20 protein-coding genes are annotated in these 20,986 nt (G+C 58.7%); 7 read left to right on the forward strand and 13 right to left on the reverse strand.

What is annotated here, in order from left to right:
* The first annotated feature begins 136 nt into the window (after positions 1-136).
* From QBL02_RS01495 to QBL02_RS01510, 4 genes are all read left to right on the forward strand, one after another.
* The gene (locus tag QBL02_RS01495) at positions 137-2,686 is read left to right on the forward strand and encodes a LuxR C-terminal-related transcriptional regulator (protein ID WP_282724581.1); all 2,550 of its coding nucleotides are present in this window, start codon (positions 137-139) and stop codon (positions 2,684-2,686) included.
* Between the two features lie 356 nt (positions 2,687-3,042).
* Positions 3,043-3,951 carry a DUF4190 domain-containing protein gene (locus QBL02_RS01500; protein ID WP_282724582.1) on the forward strand — a complete coding sequence of 303 codons (909 nt, stop codon included), beginning with the start codon at positions 3,043-3,045 and terminating at the stop codon, positions 3,949-3,951.
* A 79-nt stretch (positions 3,952-4,030) separates the two neighbouring features.
* Positions 4,031-5,017 (forward strand): diaminopimelate dehydrogenase, encoded by a 987-nt coding sequence (locus QBL02_RS01505; RefSeq protein ID WP_282724583.1) that lies wholly within the window; start codon positions 4,031-4,033, stop codon positions 5,015-5,017.
* Positions 5,018-5,080: 63 nt separating this feature from the next.
* Positions 5,081-6,142 (forward strand): Rv2578c family radical SAM protein, encoded by a 1,062-nt coding sequence (locus QBL02_RS01510; RefSeq protein ID WP_282724584.1) that lies wholly within the window; start codon positions 5,081-5,083, stop codon positions 6,140-6,142.
* On the opposite strand, the gene QBL02_RS01515 is transcribed toward QBL02_RS01510, so the two are convergent.
* The 7 genes from QBL02_RS01515 to glmS are packed head-to-tail and all read right to left on the reverse strand — an operon-like array spanning position 6,129 to position 13,126.
* Positions 6,129-6,947, reverse strand: a complete 819-nt coding sequence (locus QBL02_RS01515; RefSeq protein ID WP_282724585.1) for a TRIC cation channel family protein — start codon at positions 6,945-6,947, stop codon at positions 6,129-6,131. The genes QBL02_RS01510 and QBL02_RS01515 overlap by 14 nt on opposite strands.
* Before the next feature lie 47 nt (positions 6,948-6,994).
* On the reverse strand, positions 6,995-8,086 hold the full coding sequence (gene tsaD / locus QBL02_RS01520; protein WP_282724586.1) for a tRNA (adenosine(37)-N6)-threonylcarbamoyltransferase complex transferase subunit TsaD: 1,092 nt from the start codon (positions 8,084-8,086) through the stop codon (positions 6,995-6,997).
* Positions 8,083-8,556 (reverse strand): ribosomal protein S18-alanine N-acetyltransferase, encoded by a 474-nt coding sequence (gene rimI / locus QBL02_RS01525; RefSeq protein WP_282724587.1) that lies wholly within the window; start codon positions 8,554-8,556, stop codon positions 8,083-8,085. The genes tsaD and rimI overlap by 4 nt, the downstream gene beginning before the upstream one ends.
* The gene (gene tsaB / locus QBL02_RS01530; protein ID WP_282724588.1) at positions 8,553-9,245 is read right to left on the reverse strand and encodes a tRNA (adenosine(37)-N6)-threonylcarbamoyltransferase complex dimerization subunit type 1 TsaB; all 693 of its coding nucleotides are present in this window, start codon (positions 9,243-9,245) and stop codon (positions 8,553-8,555) included. The genes rimI and tsaB overlap by 4 nt, the downstream gene beginning before the upstream one ends.
* The gene (gene alr, locus QBL02_RS01535) at positions 9,245-10,909 is read right to left on the reverse strand and encodes an alanine racemase (protein ID WP_282724589.1); all 1,665 of its coding nucleotides are present in this window, start codon (positions 10,907-10,909) and stop codon (positions 9,245-9,247) included. Before alr ends, tsaB begins: the two co-directional genes overlap by 1 nt.
* A gap of 1 nt (position 10,910) precedes the next feature.
* Entirely contained in the window at positions 10,911-11,273 is a 363-nt protein-coding gene (locus QBL02_RS01540; RefSeq protein WP_282724590.1) for a holo-ACP synthase, read from the reverse strand.
* A gap of 2 nt (positions 11,274-11,275) precedes the next feature.
* On the reverse strand, positions 11,276-13,126 hold the full coding sequence (gene glmS, locus QBL02_RS01545; protein WP_282724591.1) for a glutamine--fructose-6-phosphate transaminase (isomerizing): 1,851 nt from the start codon (positions 13,124-13,126) through the stop codon (positions 11,276-11,278).
* 31 nt (positions 13,127-13,157) lie between these two features.
* On the opposite strand from glmS, the gene coaA reads away from it, so the two are divergent.
* Positions 13,158-14,126, forward strand: coding sequence for a type I pantothenate kinase (coaA, locus tag QBL02_RS01550; RefSeq protein WP_282724592.1), 969 nt, complete (start codon positions 13,158-13,160; stop codon positions 14,124-14,126).
* Positions 14,127-14,290: 164 nt separating this feature from the next.
* Here the strand turns inward: coaA and QBL02_RS01555 are convergent, their stop codons facing one another.
* From QBL02_RS01555 to paaA, 6 genes are all read right to left on the reverse strand, one after another.
* On the reverse strand, positions 14,291-15,064 hold the full coding sequence (locus QBL02_RS01555) for an enoyl-CoA hydratase-related protein (RefSeq protein ID WP_282724593.1): 774 nt from the start codon (positions 15,062-15,064) through the stop codon (positions 14,291-14,293).
* A 101-nt stretch (positions 15,065-15,165) separates the two neighbouring features.
* Entirely contained in the window at positions 15,166-16,275 is a 1,110-nt protein-coding gene (paaE, locus tag QBL02_RS01560) for a 1,2-phenylacetyl-CoA epoxidase subunit PaaE (protein WP_282724594.1), read from the reverse strand.
* A gap of 76 nt (positions 16,276-16,351) precedes the next feature.
* Entirely contained in the window at positions 16,352-16,867 is a 516-nt protein-coding gene (gene paaD, locus QBL02_RS01565) for a 1,2-phenylacetyl-CoA epoxidase subunit PaaD (RefSeq protein ID WP_282724595.1), read from the reverse strand.
* Positions 16,868-16,872: 5 nt separating this feature from the next.
* A complete protein-coding gene (paaC, locus tag QBL02_RS01570; protein ID WP_282724596.1) occupies positions 16,873-17,706 on the reverse strand; it encodes a 1,2-phenylacetyl-CoA epoxidase subunit PaaC in 834 nt (277 codons plus the stop codon).
* On the reverse strand, positions 17,703-18,008 hold the full coding sequence (paaB, locus tag QBL02_RS01575) for a 1,2-phenylacetyl-CoA epoxidase subunit PaaB (protein WP_282724597.1): 306 nt from the start codon (positions 18,006-18,008) through the stop codon (positions 17,703-17,705). The genes paaC and paaB overlap by 4 nt, the downstream gene beginning before the upstream one ends.
* Before the next feature lie 36 nt (positions 18,009-18,044).
* Positions 18,045-19,010, reverse strand: a complete 966-nt coding sequence (gene paaA / locus QBL02_RS01580) for a 1,2-phenylacetyl-CoA epoxidase subunit PaaA (RefSeq protein ID WP_282724598.1) — start codon at positions 19,008-19,010, stop codon at positions 18,045-18,047.
* A gap of 169 nt (positions 19,011-19,179) precedes the next feature.
* Here paaA and paaI point away from each other — a divergent pair, with 169 nt between their 5' ends.
* Both paaI and paaK read left to right on the forward strand, forming a co-directional pair.
* Positions 19,180-19,653, forward strand: a complete 474-nt coding sequence (paaI, locus tag QBL02_RS01585; RefSeq protein WP_282724599.1) for a hydroxyphenylacetyl-CoA thioesterase PaaI — start codon at positions 19,180-19,182, stop codon at positions 19,651-19,653.
* A gap of 32 nt (positions 19,654-19,685) precedes the next feature.
* Positions 19,686-20,978 (forward strand): phenylacetate--CoA ligase PaaK, encoded by a 1,293-nt coding sequence (paaK, locus tag QBL02_RS01590; RefSeq protein WP_282725259.1) that lies wholly within the window; start codon positions 19,686-19,688, stop codon positions 20,976-20,978.
* The last annotated feature ends 8 nt before the right edge of the window (positions 20,979-20,986 follow it).

Below are 20,986 nucleotides of genomic sequence, written 5' to 3' on the forward strand. Positions count from 1 at the left end.
ACTCACTCGGTTATACATACTTACTCCTCAATTAGCAATAGGCCTCCACTCACTTCACTCAAGTTCTACATTTGTGTGCAGCTATTTACTGCGAGAGCGAGTTCAGCTTTCAGCACGAACCAATGGGGGTACGTTCATGGCGAACGTTGAGGGCTATTCGATGATTGGGCGCCAGCAAGAACTGCGCCAAACACTGCAGTTCGTTCAATCCGGTTGGGATATTGAAATCGTAGGCAGACGCGGCGATGGCCGCTCAATATTTCTGAACGCACTTTCTGAAAAGCTCTCTGAACGGGGCTGGCGCGTGCTTCGGGTCTACGCAAACGCTTCGCTGAGCAATACTCCGTTGAGTGCGCTCCATCTCGCGGGCCTCGTCCAAGAAGGCGGCCCCGCTCCGGCCACCATTGTGAGTGCCGCAGCACTATTACTCAAGCTAGCGAAAGAACAAAACTCTGTGCTGCTGGTTGATGATCTCAGCGAACTCGATGAACTGAGCTGGGGCGTCATCCGCCACGTTCGCGCTGTCACCTCACTCACCATTGTCTCGACCGGGCTCGTAGGCGGCAATCTTGAAGGAAAACAGCTCTTACCGAGTGGCGGGATCCGCCCTGCGCTGCTGGTGAGACTTGGCCCACTCACTGTTGAAGAAATGCACGTGCTGCTGCAGCGCAGGCTCGGCGCTCCACTCGCACACTCTTCGCTGAGCAAGCTCTATGCCAAATCGGGTGGTATCCCCGAACTCGCCCTAGCCGTAGTTGAGGCGGGCCTTGCGCTCGGAAGCTTTGTGCAGTTGGAAGACACCTGGCACCTGGTTCGTGATTCCTGGAGTGAGGTGATAGACGGCGTTGTCTCACAGCATCTCTCCTCCCTCACCCCGAATGAACAATTGGCGCTCAAACGGCTCTCGCTAGCCGGGCTCATTGATTTCGATGACTCTCTGCGGCTCGTTTCGGCAGACACGATCGAACGATTAGAAGCACGAGATATCGTGCATTTTTACCCTTCGGGAGACCGAAAGTGGCTAACGATCGCTCCCCCGTTGCTCGCCGAATATTTCCAGCAAAACATTCGGGTTGCAAAGTCACTGAAATCGCAGGGAGAAATAGCTCGGGGCCACACAGACGGTGCTCCAGCGGCGAATACGGCGATCAAGATTCCCGACACAGACCCGCTCTACGTGCGTCTCGTGTTTGACCATATGGAGCAGCGCACCACCCTTGCCGCTGATGAGTGGGCGACGACGCCCAGTGTTGAATCTGGTCTGAGATATCTCGAACTACTGAATGAGTCGCGCGCCACACAGTGGAAGGTGCGCGAGGTGTTGGCAGCGACCAGAGAGCTGGCCGCCACTCCAGAAGAGATCGCCCGTGTCGATGTCTGGAGTGTCTGGTGGCTCGCCTACGGAGAAGAAGATTTCGAAGCAGCGCTGGCTTCGGCTGTGCCCAAGGTTGAGCACGGTTCTTATGGTCGGCTACTCGATGCGTCTCGGGTTCGAGTGCAGCTTGAACTTGGTCACCCGCCGGGCAGAGCGGAAGAGCTGCTCTCTGATGTTGATGGCCTGCCCATTGAGGTACAACTTGAGTTAGATACCACTCGGGCACTGCTCTACCTAAACCAAGGCAGATTTAGCGAAGCGAAGGATCTGTTGCACCTCTCCGTGCCAAGCGCTCAAAGCAACATCGGAATCTTGCACAACGTGGTACTCGGTTTCGCGCTGCTCGGTCTCGGCGAGTTTTCACAGTCAGTCTCAATTGCGATTGAAGGATATTTTGAGGCTCGCGAGCGCTTTGATGCAGCGAGCATGGCGGCCTACGGTTACCTCCTTTCAGTAGTGCTCGCCGTGTCTGGCCAAGACCAGCAGCTACAAGTACTGCGTTCAACCGCGACAGCTCTTGGTGGCGCACCTCATTTTCCGAAAATTGCCTACCTCGGCATCCTGTTCACGGCAACAATTGGTGCAGGTAGGCTCCGTCGAAAAGACGAGATTCGTGCAATCGGAGAAGAACTGGATCTCACCATTTATCCGGAGGGAAAAGGTGCCAACGCCGGAGGTATCTGGGAGCCACTAAAGCAAATAGCCATTCTGGGTGGTACCGATTCAACCGCAGACCTGCTCTGGGAAAGCGGTCAAGGTCTTATCAAACGAGAACTACTCTTCTCTGGCGCAATGTCCTGCCTGGTCGCCGTTGAGCTCAGGCCCGAATCCGACCGTCTCGAAACTCTGATTCTGCAGCTTGAGAATGTGCGAGGCGAGCTGATTGATGCATTCCTCGACTATTTGCGAGCGGTCATCAATGAAGATACCGGTGCTCTGCTCGCAGTTATTGAGCGGCTCCGCGCCTGCGGTTGTGTACTCCAGGCGGTTCGGGCGCATAGGATCGCGGCGAGGATCAAACGCGACAGCGGTGATTTCTCAGTGGCTGAGCAGATTGACGGCATGGCACGGGCCTTCATTGAGAAATTTGACGCCAATGCTTTTGACCTCGTGCAACTGGGTCTAGATCAATCGGTGCTCACCGCGCGCGAAAAAGAAATCGCACACCTGGTCGCGGAGGGTCTCACGAATCATCAGATCGCAGAAAGCCTGGTATTGAGTGTGCGTACAGTTGAGAACCACGTGCATCGCATTATTCGCAAGCTGGGTGTACGGTCTCGGCACCAGGTTGGCGCGCTGATCGAGCGCTAGCCGCGCGGATGGTGTGGGACGTCAACGCTCCCGCACCATCGGACGCGCAATGTGAAGTGGGTGCGGGAGCGGACATCGCCAGCAGGCTCACAGAGCGAACCGGCACTCACCACTTTGCCCTGCTCCGTAGCACCGACCTGCTGATTTCACACAAATAGAGTGGTGATGCACTGTACTTGAGTATTTCAATCCTGCGTCTGGTCTCAGCCCGATGAATACAGAGGTCAATAGTGCCGCGAAATACACCTAAAGTCGTTTCGGGATCGCCTGGACTCCAGATGGAGTGAGAGCCTCGTCTTACAACTTGCTACGCTTAAAACAAAGCGATGCAACGAAGTGACGAAACGAGAAGTGCGATGACAGAGCAGACTCCACAAGATCCGGCAACTGGTGACAACTCGACACCAACAACACCGGAGCAGCCTGCACCGCAGCCACCGGCACCGCAATATTCGGCACCACAGCAGTACCCAGCTCCACAGCAACCCCAGCAATACCCAGCTCCACAGCAGCCACAGCAATACCCAGCACCGCAACAGCCCCAGCAGTACCCCACGCCACAGCAGCCCGGAAGCGGGTACTACAGCTACGCTGAACAGCCGGCTCCAGCCGCACCGGGTGCACCAGCTGTATCTGCAATGCCCGGCGCTCCTATGCCGCCCGCGCAAGAGCCAACCAACACCCTGGCGATACTCTCGTTGATCCTCGCATTTATTGTCGCGCCAGCGGGCATTATTACCGGTCATATCGCGCTCGGGAAAATCAAGCGCACGGGCGAACCGGGTCGAGGCATTGCCCTCGCCGGCACCATCGTCGGGTACGTATTTACCGGTCTCGCTGTAATCGGCACGGTTATTGCGATCATGTTCACCGTGCTCCTGGGTGGTATCGCCTATACCGCGGCTGGCAGCGGTATACAGCAGCTCGAAGAGTATGGCGAGTATGGCGACTTCGATTCGAACGACTACGGCACGGACCGATCCAGCGGAGATCTCCTCGACACCCCAGAAAAGGTGCTCGAAGCCTGGCAGCCATGCGCGCTTGCGCTGGAGATCGACACCAACGACGGAGACGCGTTCTACGACGATATCGAGTGGCTAGCAGCCCAGGAAGCGCTCGCTCGACTGATGGATCCAAGCCCCGAGGCCGACGCCATTCGCGAGTACGTCGACTATCTAGTCACCAACGAGTCTTTCGACTACAACCTCACCGCGGCTTACGTTGATGCCCTCGCTGCGTCTTCAGCCAAGCTCTGCACCCAGTAATTTTGGTCGTGCGCCGCACCAATTTTCGCGGCGCAGGGCAAGTAATCTTCAATCTCTTCAGCTCCGAAAAGGAACACTTGTGAATACTCCGATTCGTATCGGCATCGTTGGCTACGGCAATCTCGGACGCGGCGTTGAGACCGCGATTGGACTGAATAACGACCTCGAGCTTGTTGGCGTATTCTCACGCCGTGATCCGGGAAGCGTCATCACGCTGAACGAAGCAACTCGGGTATATCCGTATTCAGATCTTGCGATGGATCGCGACGACATCGACGTGCTTGTGCTTTGCGGCGGCTCGCGCTCAGACTTGCCCGTGCAGACCCCTGAGCTCGCAGCCCGCTACTCTGTGGTTGATAGCTATGACAACCATGCTCACATTCCTGAGCATTTCGCCGCTGTCGACGCTGTAGCTGCCGGCGCCGGCACTACCGCCATCATTTCGACCGGTTGGGACCCAGGAATGTTCTCGCTCAACCGGGTGTTCGGTGAGGCGATTCTGCCCAAGGGCGAGAGCTACACTTTCTGGGGGCGTGGACTGAGCCAGGGCCACTCAGAGGCATTGCGCCGTGTGCCAGGTGTGGCTGACGGTGTGCAGTACACACTTCCTGCCGAAGACGCTATTGCACGGGTTCGGTCGGGCGAGAACCCAGAACTTTCCACCCGTGACAAGCACACTCGTGAGTGTTTTGTGGTGCTCGCCGAGGGCTCCGATGCTGACACAGTTCGCGAAGAAATTGTCACGATGCCCGATTACTTTGAGCCCTATGACACCACGGTTCACTTCATTTCAGCAGAAGAGCTCGCCCGCGACCACCAGGGCATGCCGCACGGCGGTTTTGTGATTCGCAGCGGCTCGACCTCAGCAGACACCACGCAGGTCATTGAGTACCGTCTGGCGCTCGACTCGAACCCAGAGTTTACGGCCGCCGTGCTCGTCGCCTATGCGCGGGCGGCTGCGCGCATGAGCCGCGCTGGTGACCACGGCGCGAAAACCGTGTACGACGTTGCCCCAGGCCTGCTGTCACCTCGCTCGGCGGCAGAGTTACGCGCCGACCTGCTCTAGAAGCATCGGTGAGTCGCAACTCACCCACTTGCCATTCATTCGAAGATATGTTCGAATGAATGCGTGAGATGGAGTAGCCAGGCTGTCGGCTCAGCCCGCGATACGCAGAGTGCACTGCCTGGCCTTGAGCTGTCTGAAATGGCTGCCATGCCGGGCCATCTGCGCACGGTTCGCTCGCCAGAGTTTGCGGGAATGGTGTTTCACGAGGTACTCGCCAAAAGCGCACTCAATCGAGTTCCAGGTCAATCGTCAATGCCATTCTCCTGGACGGTGAACCCCTATCGCGGCTGCTCGCACGCCTGCGTGTACTGCTTCGCACGAGGAAGTCACCGCTACCTCGATCTTGATACTGGTCGCGATTTTGACTCCCAGATTGTGGTCAAGGTAAATGTGGCTGAGCTGCTCGACCGCGAGCTAGCTAAGCCAAGCTGGCAGGGCGAGTACGTCGCGCTCGGCACAAACACTGACCCCTATCAGCGCGCCGAGGGCCGCTACCGCCTCATGCCCGGAATCATCGAGGCTCTCGCACGACGGCAAACCCCAGTCTCGATTCTCACCAAGGGCACACTGCTGCGTCGCGATCTTGCCCAACTCGCGGACGCAAATTCGCGCGCTTCTGTCACGATCGCGATGTCGATTGCGATCGGTGAGCACGAACTTCAACAGTCCATCGAACCCGGCACACCTACGACCAGAGCGAGACTCGAAACCATTGCCGCTGCGCGGGCTGCGGGTTTTGCGCCGATGGTGTTCATCATGCCGGTGCTTCCATATCTCACCGATTCAACGGAGCAGCTCAATACACTGCTGCGCGACATTAGCGCTGCAGGTGCCGAATCGGTTATGTATGGCCCGCTGCATCTGCGCAGTCACGTCAAACCGTGGTTTTTTGAGTGGCTTGAACGCGAACACCCTGATTTAGTACAGCCCTATCGTTCGCTTTACCCGGGCGCCTCAAGCAAGGCGCCGCAGCGTTATCGACTTGAGCTGGCAGGCAGAATTCGGCCGCTCATGCGCCGATACGGCCTAGATGCTCGACCCGCAAATAGACCTGCCGCGTCAGTGGCCCTGCGAACGAGTGCCACCCAGCTTCCTGGGGTTCCGAGCCCACCTACACTGTTTTAGGGTCGTCTCTGCTCTCGCCATGTCGCCCGTGTTTTGGCGAGGACTCGTCGCCGGCTTGATTTTCTTTGGCAAACGAGTCAAGGTCGGGCAGAGTGATCGGCACGGTGAGCACACCCGTGTGAAGCGCCTCTTCGATCACCGCTTCAACCTGCTTCTGCTTGCGCAACTGGAGGCGACTCAAGGCCCGTTGCTCTGGCAAACTCCAACCAAAACGAACGGCGAGCAAACGCAGCAGAGTCGTCACGACAACGCAGGCGATACCAGCGATAAACACCGGCACGTTAAAAACGAGGATCAGCGTGGCGAGCACGCCCACACCGGCGAGTGCCGCGAAGGCGTAGAGCGATCCAACGTGCATGAGAGCGATCGGAATGTTCAAGATTACATCGCGCACCACGCCGCCACCGACACCCGAGATGACGCCGATAAACAGTGCTGGAACCACCGGCAGCCCTAGCGCGAGAGCCTTGGTGGCACCAATCGCGGCAAACATGCCGAGGCTGAGCGCGTCAAAAAGCGTGATCACCGGATCGACCCGGCGCAATAGCCGGGGCAGAAGCATGCCGACAAAGGCTGCGCCGACCGCCGTCACCAAATACCAGTTGTTTGCAAAAGCCGCTGGCGATACGTTGAGCAAAATGTCGCGCAAAAAACCGCCACCGATACCGGTTGCGATACCGATAATTGCCACCCCGAGCAGGTCGATCCGTTTGAACCCCGCCGCGTACATGGCGCCCTGCAAACTGCCGACGCCAACAGCGACCAAGTCGAAGGCAATTGGTGTGTGAAAAGTCTCTGCGGTCACACTACTATTCTGCCGCGTTTTTGGCTCACGCTGATACGCGAGAACGCCTAGTACGCCTGAACGTCGGTAACGGGCAGGGTCGAGTCAGCCCCAAAGTTCAGCGACGATGGATCGTGCCCAGCCGCAAACAATTGCGCACCGAGAGAGGCAATCATGGCGCCGTTGTCGGTGCAGAGCGAGAGTGGCGGCACCCGGAGTTCAACACCCTGCGCAGCGCAGCGTTCGGCAGCGAGCTCACGGACTCTGGCGTTCGCCGCGACACCACCGCCGAGCAGTAGACGCGGCACGCCGAGGTCTGCGCAGGCGGCGAGCGCTTTAGCGGTCAGCACATCGGCGACTGCCTCTCGGAAGCTGGCGGCGACGTCTGCGACGGGAATCTCTGCGCCCGAGTCCTGCTGTTGCTCAACCCACCGAGCAACCGAAGTTTTGAGCCCTGAGAACGAGAAGTCGTAGCGATGACGCTCAAGGTCTTTCGCCTTTGAGAGGCCCCGTGGAAAACGAATTGCGTTGCGGTCACCTTCTGCCGCCAAACGGTCGATGTGTGGACCACCGGGATAGGGCAGACCAAGCAATCGAGCAACCTTGTCGAAGGCTTCGCCTGCAGCATCGTCGATAGTTTCGCCCAGTAGCTCAACATCACTCACCAGGTCGCGCACCAATAGCAGTGAAGTGTGGCCGCCTGAAACCAGCAGCGCAACCGTCGGTAACTCGAGCTCACCGATCGCGCCCTCAATGCCCGCGACACCGCGCAGCCCCTCCCCCTGCAGCAAATCTGCGCCGACATGGCCGACCAGGTGGTTCACCGCGTAAAGGGGTTTATCGAGTGCGATAGCAAGCGACTTCGCAGCCGAGACACCAACCATAAGCGCACCTGCGAGCCCGGGGCCGCAGGTGACCGCTATGGCATCAAGTTCATCAAAAGTCACACCTGCTTCGGCGATAGCTTTCTCAAGGGTTGGCTGCATCGCTTCAAGGTGCGCTCGCGCCGCCACCTCCGGCACTACCCCGCCGTAGCGAGCGTGTTCGTCCATCGACGAAGCGATGGTGTTTGCGAGCAGCGTACGCCCACGCACAATTCCGACACCTGTTTCATCGCAGCTGGTTTCAATACCGAGCACGAGAGGTTCAGCGACGCTCATCGACGATTCTCCATTTCCAATTGCATCACCACGGCGTCTACGTCATCTGGCTGGTAATACCGAGGCCGCACAGCAATCTCAGTAAATCCAAGTGAGGCGTAAAGTGAACGCGCGATCGGGTTATCAGCGCGCACCTCAAGGAATACCTTGCGCACACCTCGCGAATCGGCCTCGTCGAGAAGGGCATCCATCAACACCCTCCCGTGGCCGGCGCCGCGAACCTCAGGGGCAAGCGCGATCGTCTGAATATCGCCGTCTTCACCCACCGCGAGGAGCCCACCATACCCCTTTATCTCCCCCTGACCATTCAACAGCACCACATACTGCCGATGATCAGCCGTGAGTTCGTCGCGCATCATCTCGATGCTCCAGGCCTCGCGATCGAACACAGCGTGCTCGATCGCCCAGATAGCGTCAAGATCTGCCAGAGTGGCGGCCCTCAGCTCAAATTCTGCCTCGGCTGCACTCACGCCGAAACTCGCTTCACTGCGGCTGCCGGTTTCACATCAGGCGCCCGCAAGTAGAGCGCACGATCGGGTTCAAAGGCCGCACCCGCAACAAGTTTTCTTGCCGCAAGCTGCACCAAACGAGCGGCCGGAATTCGCTCGGGCCAGACATCAGCGGGGCTCTCAAGATAGTCGGCTCTCGTCTCCAAACGAGGATCGCTGAGCCGCTGCGGCACCCCAGCCCAGTTGAGGCCCGCATAGTCAGTCACAAAGAGCTCTCGGCGCTTCGCATCTTGTACCACTCGAACCTCGGGCGCTGCGGCACCCGATTCAAGGATCGCAAGCGCGACAGCCTCGTGCCCTTGCACGGGCAAGAGCGGCACACCGCGGCCAACAGCGAATGCGTGTGCTGCGGCGATACCGACCCTCAGCCCAGTGAATGGGCCGGGGCCGATGCCAGCAACCACCCCGGTGACTGCCGCGCTTGGCGCGCCGGCGAGCTCGAATGCACGAGCGATCACACTACCGATTGCTTCGGCATGGCCGCGAGCGTCATCGCTTGACACCTCAAAGATTCGCCCGGCGTAACCGAGTGCGACGCTCGTGCCAAGCGAGGTATCGATGGCGAGCAGCACGTGTTCACCAAGTTCTGCTGCGAGAAGTTCACGCTCGCTCGGTGCCGCAGCAAACAGTTCAGCAGCGGGGGTCGTCACTAGAGCACTCCATTGTTATAACGTGGGCCGTAGCCGGTAACCGTGACGGTTCGCGGTTCAACAGGCTCATCTAGATCTTCAGAGCCATCAGCGTCCGAGGGGTTCCCTGCCCCGCCAATTGGCCGTTCGATTACGATTTCGATCCAACTGCCGCGTTCTTCGATAAGACCAGCGCCCCACTCCGTGACAACCACCGAGCCCTCGAAATCGAGGTCGAGATCGTCAAGTTCAGCGGCATCAGCGAGTCGATACGCATCTACGTGGATCAGTGGAGCACCGCCGCCAAGAGACGGATGGGTGCGGGCCAGCACGAACGTTGGGCTGGTAACCGGGCCTCGAACGTTCAAGCCCTCACCAATACCGCGGCTGAGCGTGGTCTTACCGGCACCAAGCGGTCCGGTGAGAATCACAAGATCACCGGCAGCGAAGCTCCGCCCCAGGCGAACGCCGAGCGCATGCATGGCTTCGGGATCCGCTATTTGCAAAGAAAATGACGAGCTCGTGTCGGTGTTATCCGGCTCGCTGAGTGTGCTGTCGTCACCGTCAACGGCCACCCGCACAACACGAGTGCCAATACTCGCAACAATCTCGTAGTTGATTGTGCGCATGAGCTCAGCCCAAACCTCAACCGGCGGCACGCCAGTGCACGGATCGCCAAAAAGAATCACCGGATCGCCAAGACTCACCTTTTTGCCGAGCTTGCCGATGTCGACGATGCACTGATCCATGCCTATACGACCGACGATTGGGCAATGCTGGCCAGCGATAGCAACCGTGGCTCCGGCTCCATTGAGCGCACGCGGCATGCCATCGGCGTAGCCAATTGGCACAAGCGCGAGAGTCGTGTCGCTTTGAGTCACATGGTTGAAACCGTACGAGACGCCAGCCCCAGCTGGCACATCGCGCAGAGCAACAATCTCGCTCCGAAGCGTCATCGCTGGCACAAGGCCGAGATCCGCAGAAGTCTTGCCTGCCAACGGGCTCAGGCCATAAATAGCCATGCCGACTCGCACCGTGTTGTAGTACAGGTGAGGTGAGGTCATCGTTGCAGCAGATGAAGCCAAGTGAATCATCTCTGGATCACAACCGGCCGCGCGCAAAATGGCAAGTGCACTCTCAAAACGTGCAGCCTGAGCGCGATCTTCGGTGTCATTGGTGTTTGAGAGGTGACTAAACAGGCCGCGCACACGCACAGCACCCGCGCGTTCCAGCTCGGCACCGCGCGCAAATAGTGCCGACCACTCTCCCGGAGATGCGCCGTTTCGGCTGAGCCCCGTATCGATTTTGAACTGCATTGTCGCAGTCTTGCCAAGATGTGAGGCGGCTGCGGCGAGCGCTTCGAGCTGGGCAAGATTACTCACCGCAATCTCAATGTCACGCTCAACAGCGGCAACAAAGTCGACACGGACTCCGTGCAACCAGCAGATCACAGGGGCGTCGATACCGGCATCGCGCAGAGCAATCGCCTCTTCAAGATCGGCCACACCAAGCAGCGTCGCACCTCCCTCGATCGCAGCTTTGCCGACGATTGCTGCACCGTGCCCGTAGCCGTTTGCCTTCAATACAGCGATGACGTTGCCGCCGGTCATTTCGCGCAGGTGCCGCACATTGTGCCGAATCGCTGGCAGAGAGATCTCAGCGACTCGCATTGATCCAGTTCTCATTTCACGCCTCCGTTGCTGCTTCCACGATAACGAAAGCCGTAGCCATTCCGCCGTCGTGCGTCATTGAAAGGTGTATTTGGTCGCCGCCCAGGGCAACAAGTTGCTGCACCAGTGCCTCAGTTCTGGCGAAGGAGGGTTTGCGACCTTGACCGCGAAGCACCTCCATGTCATGCCAGCCGAGGCCGTAGGAGTCACCAATGGCTTTGATCAGTGCTTCCTTTGCCGCAAAACGTGCTGCGAGCGAGGCCATCGGGAGCGTGCGTTCCGCCTCGGTGAAGAGCCTTGTACGCAGGCTCGGTGTGCGGTCGATAGAGCGCTCAAATCGCGCAATATCGACCGTATCCACACCGATACCGAGAATCATGGTTACTCGACGGTTACCGACTTCGCGAGGTTGCGAGGCTGATCAACATCGAGCCCCTTCGCGGTTGAGAGTTCAAGCGCGAACCATTGCAGCGGCACAACCTGCACGAGTGGCTCAAAGATCGAGTCAACCAGTGGCAGGCGAATCACATCATCTGCGTAAGGCAGCACCGAGGTATCGCCCTTCTCCACGAGTGCGATCACGCGGGCACCGCGGGCGCGAATCTCCTGAATGTTCGAGACAACCTTTGAGTGCATCACTGGCGACTGACGCGGGCTTGGCACCAGCACGAACACTGGCTGGCCGTGATCAATCAGCGCAATTGGGCCGTGCTTCAGCTCACCTGCAGCAAAGCCTTCAGCGTGAATGTAAGCAATCTCTTTGAGCTTCAGTGCGCCCTCAAGAGCAGTTGGGAAACCTACGTGACGACCGAGGAACAGCACCGAACGGGTGTCTGCCATCCAGTGTGCGAGCTGCGCGATTTCGTCGTGCGTCGCAACTGCCTCGGCTACGGCTGCCGGCAGCTCTTCGAGGCCGGTGATTGCGGCGGCTTCAGCTTCTGCCGAGAGGGTGCCGCGTACGTGACCAAAGTGCAAACCGATCAGGTACAGCGCGGTGATCTGTGCGGTGAAAGCCTTTGTCGACGCAACAGCAACCTCGGGCCCAGCGTGGGTGTAAACAGCAGCATCGCTTTCGCGCGGGATCGTTGCACTCTGCGTGTTGCAGACTGAAACGGTAGTGACACCGCGCTCATTTGCATACTTCACAGCCATCATGGTGTCCATGGTTTCGCCCGACTGGCTAACCGAAATCACCATAGTTCGCTCGCTGAGCACTGGGTCGCGGTAGCGGAACTCGTGGCTCAGCTGCACCTCGACCGGGATGCGGGCCCACTGCTCAATCGCATAGGCACCAATCTGACCAGCGTAGGAGGCGGTACCGCAGGCAATGATCACAATACGGTCGACGTTCTTGATGGTCTCATCACCGAGCGCGCTCAGCTCAGGGATCACCACGTGCCCATCGGTGATGCGTCCGCGAACGGTGTTCGCAACAGCCTCAGGCTGCTCATTGATTTCCTTCGCCATAAACGAAGACCAGCCACCCTTGTCGGCAGCTTCAGTGTCCCACGCCACCTCGTACTCCTCGAATTCAACGGGGTTGCCGTCGAAGTCGGTGATGGTCACGAGTTCTGGGGTGATGATCGCGATGTTGTCTTCTTCGACCGCCACTGCGCGTCGGGTGTACCCGACAAAGGCCGCCACATCGCTACCAAGGAAGTTCTCGCCCTCGCCAAGGCCAACCACGAGTGGTGAGCTGTGGCGCGCAGCGACAACCTTGTTTGAGTTGTCGCGGTGCATTGCGAGCAGGGTGAAGGTGCCGTGCAGTCGCTTCACCACACTTCGGAACGCAACCTCAAGGTCACCTGCCTTCGCCACCTCAAGCCCGAGCAGAGCGGCCACAACCTCGGTATCGGTTTCGCTCTGCAGTTCAACACCAGCGGCATCAAGTTCGGCACGAAGTTCAGCAAAATTCTCGACGATACCGTTGTGAATCAGCGCAAGCTTGCCTGCATCACCGAGATGCGGGTGTGCATTCACATCGGTTGGTCCACCGTGTGTTGCCCAGCGAGTGTGACCGATACCGGTGCCCGTGGCTGGTACCGGGCTCGCTTCAAGAAGTTCTACCAGACGAGCGAGCTTGCCCGATCGTTTCCGAACTGCAACTTCACCGTTGGTATCGAGCACAGCGACACCCGCTGAGTCGTAGCCTCGGTACTCGAGGCGCTTGAGACCGCTCGTGAGCACCTCAACGGTGTCTCCGGGGCCGACATATCCGACGATTCCACACATAGACGTTATTTTAGTGGCACGATGAAGTGTGATGACTGAGTACAGCACTGAGACACAGGCTCTGGTACGCCCAGACCTGACTTCTCCATTCATTGAAATCGCTCGTGATGAGTGGGCAAGGCTCGCTGGAGAGACCCCTATGCCCCTCAAAGAGGCCGAGATTGAGGCCTATCGTGGGCTCGGAGAACCGCTAGATCTCGCCGAAGTTGGCGATGTTTACCGGCCACTGAGTCGACTTATCAATCAATACGCAATTGCAGAGCGAGAGGTGCACCGCCGCACTCGCAGTTTTTTGCGCAGACCAAATGACAGGCCCTCACCTTTTGTCATTGGAATTGCGGGTTCGGTTGCGGTCGGCAAGTCGACCGTTGCCCGAATTTTGCGCGATATGCTCGCTCGCTGGCCTGAAACCCCGCATGTTCAGTTGATTACGACCGATGGGTTTTTGTACCCGAATGAGGTTCTGAATGAGCGTGGGATCGCCCACCGCAAAGGCTTCCCAGAGTCGTACGACAGGCGGGCACTGCTTCGTTTTGTGACCCAGGTGAAATCAGGGGCCGCGGAAGCGAATGTGCCGCACTATGACCACCTGATTTACGACATTGTGCCGGGAGAATTCACCAAGGTGAAACGACCCGACATCCTGATCGTTGAGGGGCTTAACGTGTTGCAGCCTGCCTCAATGGACCACCCGCTCGCGGTGAGCGACCTCTTTGATTTCTCGATCTATGTCGATGCCCGCACCGCAGACATCGAGCAGTGGTTCATCAATCGTTTCTTGCGGTTGAAGGATCAGGCGTTCAGTAACCCAGACTCATTCTTTAAGCGCTTTGCTGGCCTTGATGAGCAGGCGGCGCGCGATCTGGCGCACGAGTTCTGGGCAGGTATTAACGAACCGAACCTGATCGAAAACATTCGGCCAACTCGTGCCCGCGCTTCGCTGGTGCTACGCAAAGACGCCGACCACACCGTGCAGAAGGTTCTGCTGCGAAAGATCTAACCTTCAGCCTGCGTTCGAACAGCCCGGTTGAGAGCGAGGGTCATCTCTGACTCTCGCTCTCATCGGATCCGAGGATGAGCTCGGGACATCCGCCGCGCGACACGATACGTCGCGCCTAGCGCGTTGGTCTGTTTGCGCAGCGAATCGCAGTATCCGTCAACGAGTTAAGCCTTGCCCGTGAAATTCGGGCGACGCTTTTCCTGGAAAGAAGCAAACCCCTCGCGGTAGTCCGACGTGTCGCACAGCGCCGCCTGAGCACGGTTCTCATCGCTCATTGAGGCCCACAGCCCAATTCGCTGATCGCGCAGGTCTGCGACGAGTCGCTTCGATGCCAGAAACGCCTGAGTCGCGCCGATTGCTGCCTTCGAAGCGGCTTGCTGTGCGGCAGCGAGCACCTCATCATCGGGCAGCACTTGAGAGAACAACCCTGCGGTGACGGCCTCTGTGCCCGACATCAGACGGCCCGTGTAGATCAGATCCAGCGTGCGATGGGCGCCGAGGCGCTCGAAGAACAGCGCGTGACCACCCGAGTCGAGCGTCGCGCCCAGGTTGGCAAATGGGCTGCCAATCTTTGCTGACTCGGCCACGTACACGACGTCGGTTGCGATCAAGAGGCCGAGTCCGACTCCTAGGCACGCACCCGTTGCCACCGCGAAGGTGGGGGCGGGGAACTCGCTCATCTTTTTCATCAGCGGCTCGATCAGACCTTCAAGATAGCCGATCACATCGTCCTCACGAGGATCAACCCCAGAGATGTCTCGGCCCGCACAGAATGCGCGGCCTTCACCGCGCAGCAAGAGCGCGCGCACGCCCGCTGCAGCTGCCTCATCGTAGGCAGCTGAGAGCTCAGCAACCGCAGTCGGGTCGAGCGAGTTCAGCTTCTCTGGCGCGTCAAGCACAATTTCTGCCACGCCGTCGGTAATTGTCAGTCGAATCATCTCAGGTTCTCCATCGTGGTTGTGCTGGGCAGCATCGCCCAGGCTGGTAATGACAAAGGAGGGCACACCTCGGAAGAGATGTGCCCTCGCAATATCGCTGCTTATGCGTCGAAGTCGACCACAATGCGGTCGGAAGTCGGTCGCGACTGGCAGGTAAGCACGTACCCGCGCTCAATCTCGTCGCTTTCCAGCGCGTAGTTTTCATGCATGTTAACGCTGCCCTCGACGACGCGGGCTCGGCAGGTGCCACAGACACCACCGGCGCACGCAAATGGCACGTCTGGGCGCACACGCAGTGCCGCATTCAGCACGGTCTCGTTTGCGCTAATCGGGCTCTCAACCGTAGCTGAGGTGCCGTCGAGCGTGAAGTCGATCTCGAAGGTTTTTTCTCCCGACTGAATCACAACGTCGCGAGCACGCGGAGCCTGCGCGCCAGGCTCGCCGGTGCTGAATAGCTCAAAACGAATATGCTTCTCGTCTACACCGTTCTCAGCGAGCAGGTCGCGGGTGAGCTGCACAAGTTCGAATGGGCCGCAAAGCACCCACTCGTTCACGCGAGCGGTCGGAATAATCGACTGCAGGATCGTGCGCAATTTTTCTTCGTCAAGACGGCCAGACATGATCGGTGCCGAGCGCTGCTCGCGAGAGAGCACGTGGTGCAGGGCGAGGCGATCCGGGTAGCGGTCTTTCAGCTCTGCGAGCTCTTCAACAAACATCACGTCGAGAGACGACTTATTTGTGTAGAGCAGATCAAAACGTGCGGTTTCACTCTGCTCCAGCACGCGGTGCGCCATGGTGATCACGGGGGTAATGCCCGAACCAGCGGCAATGCCTACTACCTGCTTGCCGTCGAGGTCCTCGAGGTTTGAAGTGAAGGTGCCTTGCGGTGTCATTACGTCGATGGTCTGACCCGGCTGCAGCGTATCGTTCGCCCAGTTCGAGAACAGACCGCCAAGGTCACGCTTGATCGCAACCGAGATGCGGCCGTCGCGAGGTGGGCGGCAAATCGAGTACGAGCGGCGAACTTCTTCGCCGTCGATCGTTGCCCGCAGCGCGAGGTATTGGCCCGCAGCGTAGTCATAGTTGTCAGCGAGTTCTGCGGGCACCTCAAAGGTGACCTCAACACTGGTGTCAGTCAGTGGGCGCACATCGGCAACACGCAGTTCGTTAAACGTCGCGCGCTTCTTTGCGCCGAGATTGATGGCAGCCATGTTCTTGCCTTTCAGCCGGCTCGTACATTTATTTGGTTGGTTTGGTGGCACCCGAAGTATTCAGGTAAGCGCCCGCCTAGTGCACCTTGAAGTAGTCGAAAGGTTCTTGACAGCGCTGGCACTGGTAGAGCGCCTTGCATGAAGTCGAACCGAATCGAGAAATCTCACGGGTATGCAGCGAGTGGCAGCGCGGGCATTTCACGCCGAGATTCACGGGGATCGGCCCGCGCATCTCATCGGAGCGCGCCATTGGCGGGGCGATTCCGTAGTCTTCGAGCTTGCGTTTGCCTGCTTCGGTCATCCAGTCGGTAGTCCAGGCTGGTGCCAGCGTGTAGCTCACCTGCACGTCTTCATAGCCCGCATCGCGAAGGGCAGAAGCGACGTCATCGCGCATCTGGTCGATCGCGGGGCAGCCTGAATACGTTGGTGTGAGCACTACGTGCGCAACCTTGCCGTCTGCGTGTGCTTCACGCAGCACACCGAGGTCTTCGATGGTCAGCGCCGGCACCTCAGGGTCAAGGATCGTTGCTGCTAGGTCCCAGACTTTTGCCGATGCCTCATCAGTGGGCCGAATACCGGTCGATGTAGACACGGCACTCACCACTTCGCGCCTGGATGGCGGCGTGGTAGCCACTGCAGCTCAGCGAGAATGTACCCGAGCAGTGTCGAGTGACGTCCCTCTCGGCCACCGGTCATTGCTGGTTTTGCGGTTGGCAGTTCTAGGCCAGCCTCAGCAAATACGGTGTTGAGTGTTTCGTCGAAACCAGCGCGAAGCGAAGACGGACGAGCCGCGATACCCTCAAGCTGATCGATAAGCGCGTCATCGGTAAAGAGCTCTTCAACGTATGGCCACATATCTTCGAGAGCGACAATGATCCGCTTCCGTGATTCTTCGGTGCCACCGGCGAGGCGTAGCGTCCACTGCACCGCGTGATCCTGGTGGTAGCGAACCTCACGCTCTGCCTTCGCAGCGATTGCCGCGATCGACTCGTCACTGCTCGTAAGCAGCGCGGTGTATAGCTGCACCTGGTAGATCGAGAAGTAGAGCTGACGCGCGAGCATGTCACCGAAATCGGTGCCCGTCTGCTCTACGAGCCAGCAATTGCGGAACTCTGGCTCGTCGCGCCAAAACGCAAGGTCATCTTCTGATTTGCCACTCGCAGAGCCTGCGAAGTTGAGCAGGGCGCGGGCGTGACCGAGCAGGTCGAGTGCGATATTGCCGAGAGCAAGATCTTCTTCGAGTTCTGGTGCGCGCGAGACCCACCAGCCGAGCTGCTGCGAAAGAATCAGCGAATCGTCGCCAAGACGCAACGCATACTCGGCTACCTTTTCGCTCGCGATGCGACCCGAGCCCGGCAGCTCTTCGTCGAGAATGGTCTCGTCGAGTGATACGTCGCCGTGGTGGTCGATAACGTCGTGATCGTGACTCACAGGTGCTTCACCCCTTCAGCGCGGGTGTAGTAGATCGCGTGACGGTAGTTCTTACCGGCTGGCGATTCAAAGAACTCACCCTTTCTATCGGGATCGCTCGTGGTGAAAGCGGTTGCTGGTGCAACCCAAATCGACACGCCCTCGTTGCGGCGCGTGTACAGATCGCGAGCGTTGCGCACTGCCATTTCAGAGTCGGGCGCGTGCAGCGATCCAACGTGTACGTGGCTCAGACCGCGATTCGCGCGAATGAAGACCTCCCAAAGCGGCCAAGCCTCGGTACCCATCTCTCCGGGTGTTGACATCTTCGTCTCCTTATTCGTATTCGATCGTCGTTCGAGTTAGGCCGCTACGCGGGCCTGCTCGCTCTGCTTGCGTGCGTACTCGGCTGCTGCTTCGCGCACCCAAGCACCGGTGTCGTGTGCCTCGCGGCGACGCTTAATACGCTCAGTGTTTGCTGGGCCACGGCCGTCGAGCACTGCGTAGAATTCGTCCCAGTCGATTTCGCCCATGATCCACTGACCGGTTTCTTCGTCAAAACGCAGATCCTTGTCAGGGCATTCGAGGCCGAGTGCTTCAAACTGCGGCACGCACATGCCAACAAATCGCTGGCGAAGTTCGTCGTTCGAGAAACGCTTGATCTTCCAAGCCATCGAGCGCGCCGAGTTCGGTGATTCGTCGTCGGTTGGGCCGAACATCATTAGCGATGGCCAGTACCAGCGGTTTACCGCGTCCTGCGCCATCTGCTTCTGTTCAGGGGTGCCCTGCGAGAGTTCTAGCAGAATCTCGAAGCCCTGGCGCTGGTGGAACGACTCTTCCTTGCAGATACGCACCATGGCGCGACCGTAGGGGCCGTATGAGGCGCGGCAGAGTGGCACCTGGTTGCAGATCGCTGCACCGTCAACGAGCCAGCCAATTGCACCCATATCGGCCCAGGTTGGCGTGTGGTAGTTGAAGATTGATGAGTAGCGCGCGCGGCCTTCGATCAGCTGATCAGTCATCTCTTCGCGTGAGATGCCGAGTGTCTGTGCTGCTGAGTAAAGGTAGAGGCCGTGACCCGCTTCGTCCTGCACCTTGGCAATCAGAATCGCCTTACGCTTCAGGCTCGGGGCGCGGGTGATCCAGTTTGCCTCTGGCTGCATACCGATGATCTCGGAGTGCGCGTGCTGAGAGATCTGACGGATCAGAGTTTTGCGATATGCCTCTGGCATCCAATCGCGTGGTTCAATTCGCAGATCAGCCTCGATAAGCGCATCGAAGTGAGCCTGCTCTTCGCTGGTCTCTACAGCGGTAACCGGAGTTGACATCTGAGGCCTCCTTGACTCTAGGTGCAGAAAATGCCGGATAACAGGGAATACTGGCCCGATTCGAATTACTGACCGACCATTCAGTTAGTATACTCATTCCATCCGGGTTCGCAAGAACCTTGAAACTCACACCGTGGTCAGCACCCCTACTACGCAACGGAGCGTCACAATGAACAGCACCCCATCAACTATTCAGGCCGAGGATCACCAGCTCGCATATGCGGCAGATCCCGAATGGGCAGCGACACACATGGCGCCGACCGACAACACCAAACGCTTTCTCGGCATGACGATCCACGAACTTGAGCGCGGCCGCGCCGTACTCTCAATGGTGGTTCGCCCAGAAATGGCCAATGGATTTGGCATCACTCACGGCGGCATGGTCTTCACCCTGGCCGACACCGCCTTTGCTTACGCATGCAACGAAAGCAATCAGCCCACCGTTGCATCAGGCGCAGACATCACCTTCACCAAGGCAAGTCACGCCGGAGACACCCTCACCGCAACCGCAGTTCGTCGCTGGCTCTCTGGCCGCAACGGACTATACGACATCACTATTACCGATCAGCACGGTGAACTCATCGCGGAATTCCGCGGTCGCTCGTTCACCACTAATCGCACCCTGCCCACCACCTCGAAGTAGAGCCAAGGAGTCGACACATGTCACAGATCACTATGGAAGAGCTCGGCTTGCACGACGCAGAACGGCTCGATCGCGCTTCTCTCGAAGCCCTCCAGCTAGAACGCCTGCAGTGGACAGTACGCCACGCGTACGAAAACGTTCCGTTGTACCGCACCAAGTTTGACGAAGCCGGCGTACATCCAGACGACATTAAGACGCTCGCAGATGTGCAGCGCCTCCCCTTCACGACGAAGGAAGACCTTCGCCTGAACTACCCATTCGGCATGTTTGCAGTGCCGAAGGAAGACATTCGCCGGATTCACGCTTCTTCGGGCACCACGGGCCGACCAACAGTCGTCGGCTACACCCAGAGCGACCTCGACAACTGGGCTGATCTCATTGCTCGCTCGCTCTACGCGGCGGGCGTTCGCCCGGGATGGCGTGTACACAACGCCTACGGATACGGTCTATTCACTGGCGGTCTCGGCGCGCATGCCGGCATCGAACGCCTAGGCTGCGCCGTCATTCCAATGTCTGGCGGTCAGACCGAAAAGCAGGTTCAGCTGATCATGGACTTCGAGCCAGATGCAATCATGTGCACCCCGAGCTACCTGCTCACCATTGCCGACGCATTTGAAGCCGCCGGAATTGACCCCCGTTCAACCAGCCTCAAGGTCGCAGTGTGCGGTGCCGAGCCGTGGACCGACGCTATGCGCAAAGAACTAGAAGAACGCCTCGACATCAAGGCAGTAGATATCTACGGCCTTTCTGAGGTTATGGGACCGGGTGTTGGCAACGAGTGCGTCGAAACCCAAGACGGCCCCCACATTTGGGAAGACCACTTCCTGCCAGAAATCATCGACGAAAACCTGCAGCAGGTCCCAGACGGCGTGCAGGGCGAACTTGTCTTCACGACGCTCACCAAAGAAGCGTTCCCCGTGATCCGCTACCGCACCCGTGACCTCACCGAGCTTCGCCCAGGCACCGCTCGCCCCGGCATGCGCCGCATCGCGAAGATCACCGGCCGCAATGACGACATGATCATTCTGCGTGGCGTGAACCTCTTCCCCACTCAGATCGAAGAAATCGCTCTGGAAAGCCCGGACCTGAGCACCCACTTCGTGCTTGAGCTCACCCGCAAGGGCAAGATGGACGCGCTTTGCGTGAAGATTGAGCCTCGCGAGGGCGTCAGCGATGCGCAGTGCATCGAAGCTGCAAAGGTGCTCCAGCACCACATCAAGAGCCGCATCGGCACCTCGGTAGGTGTCGAATTGGTACCGTGTGGATCGCTCGAGCGTTCGCAGGGCAAACTCAAGCGAGTTTATGACCTGCGTGAGCAGATTTAAGCCGGTCA

Origin of the sequence: Leucobacter sp. UT-8R-CII-1-4 (genome assembly GCF_030010235.1) — a bacterium.
Lineage (GTDB): Bacteria > Actinomycetota > Actinomycetes > Actinomycetales > Microbacteriaceae > Leucobacter.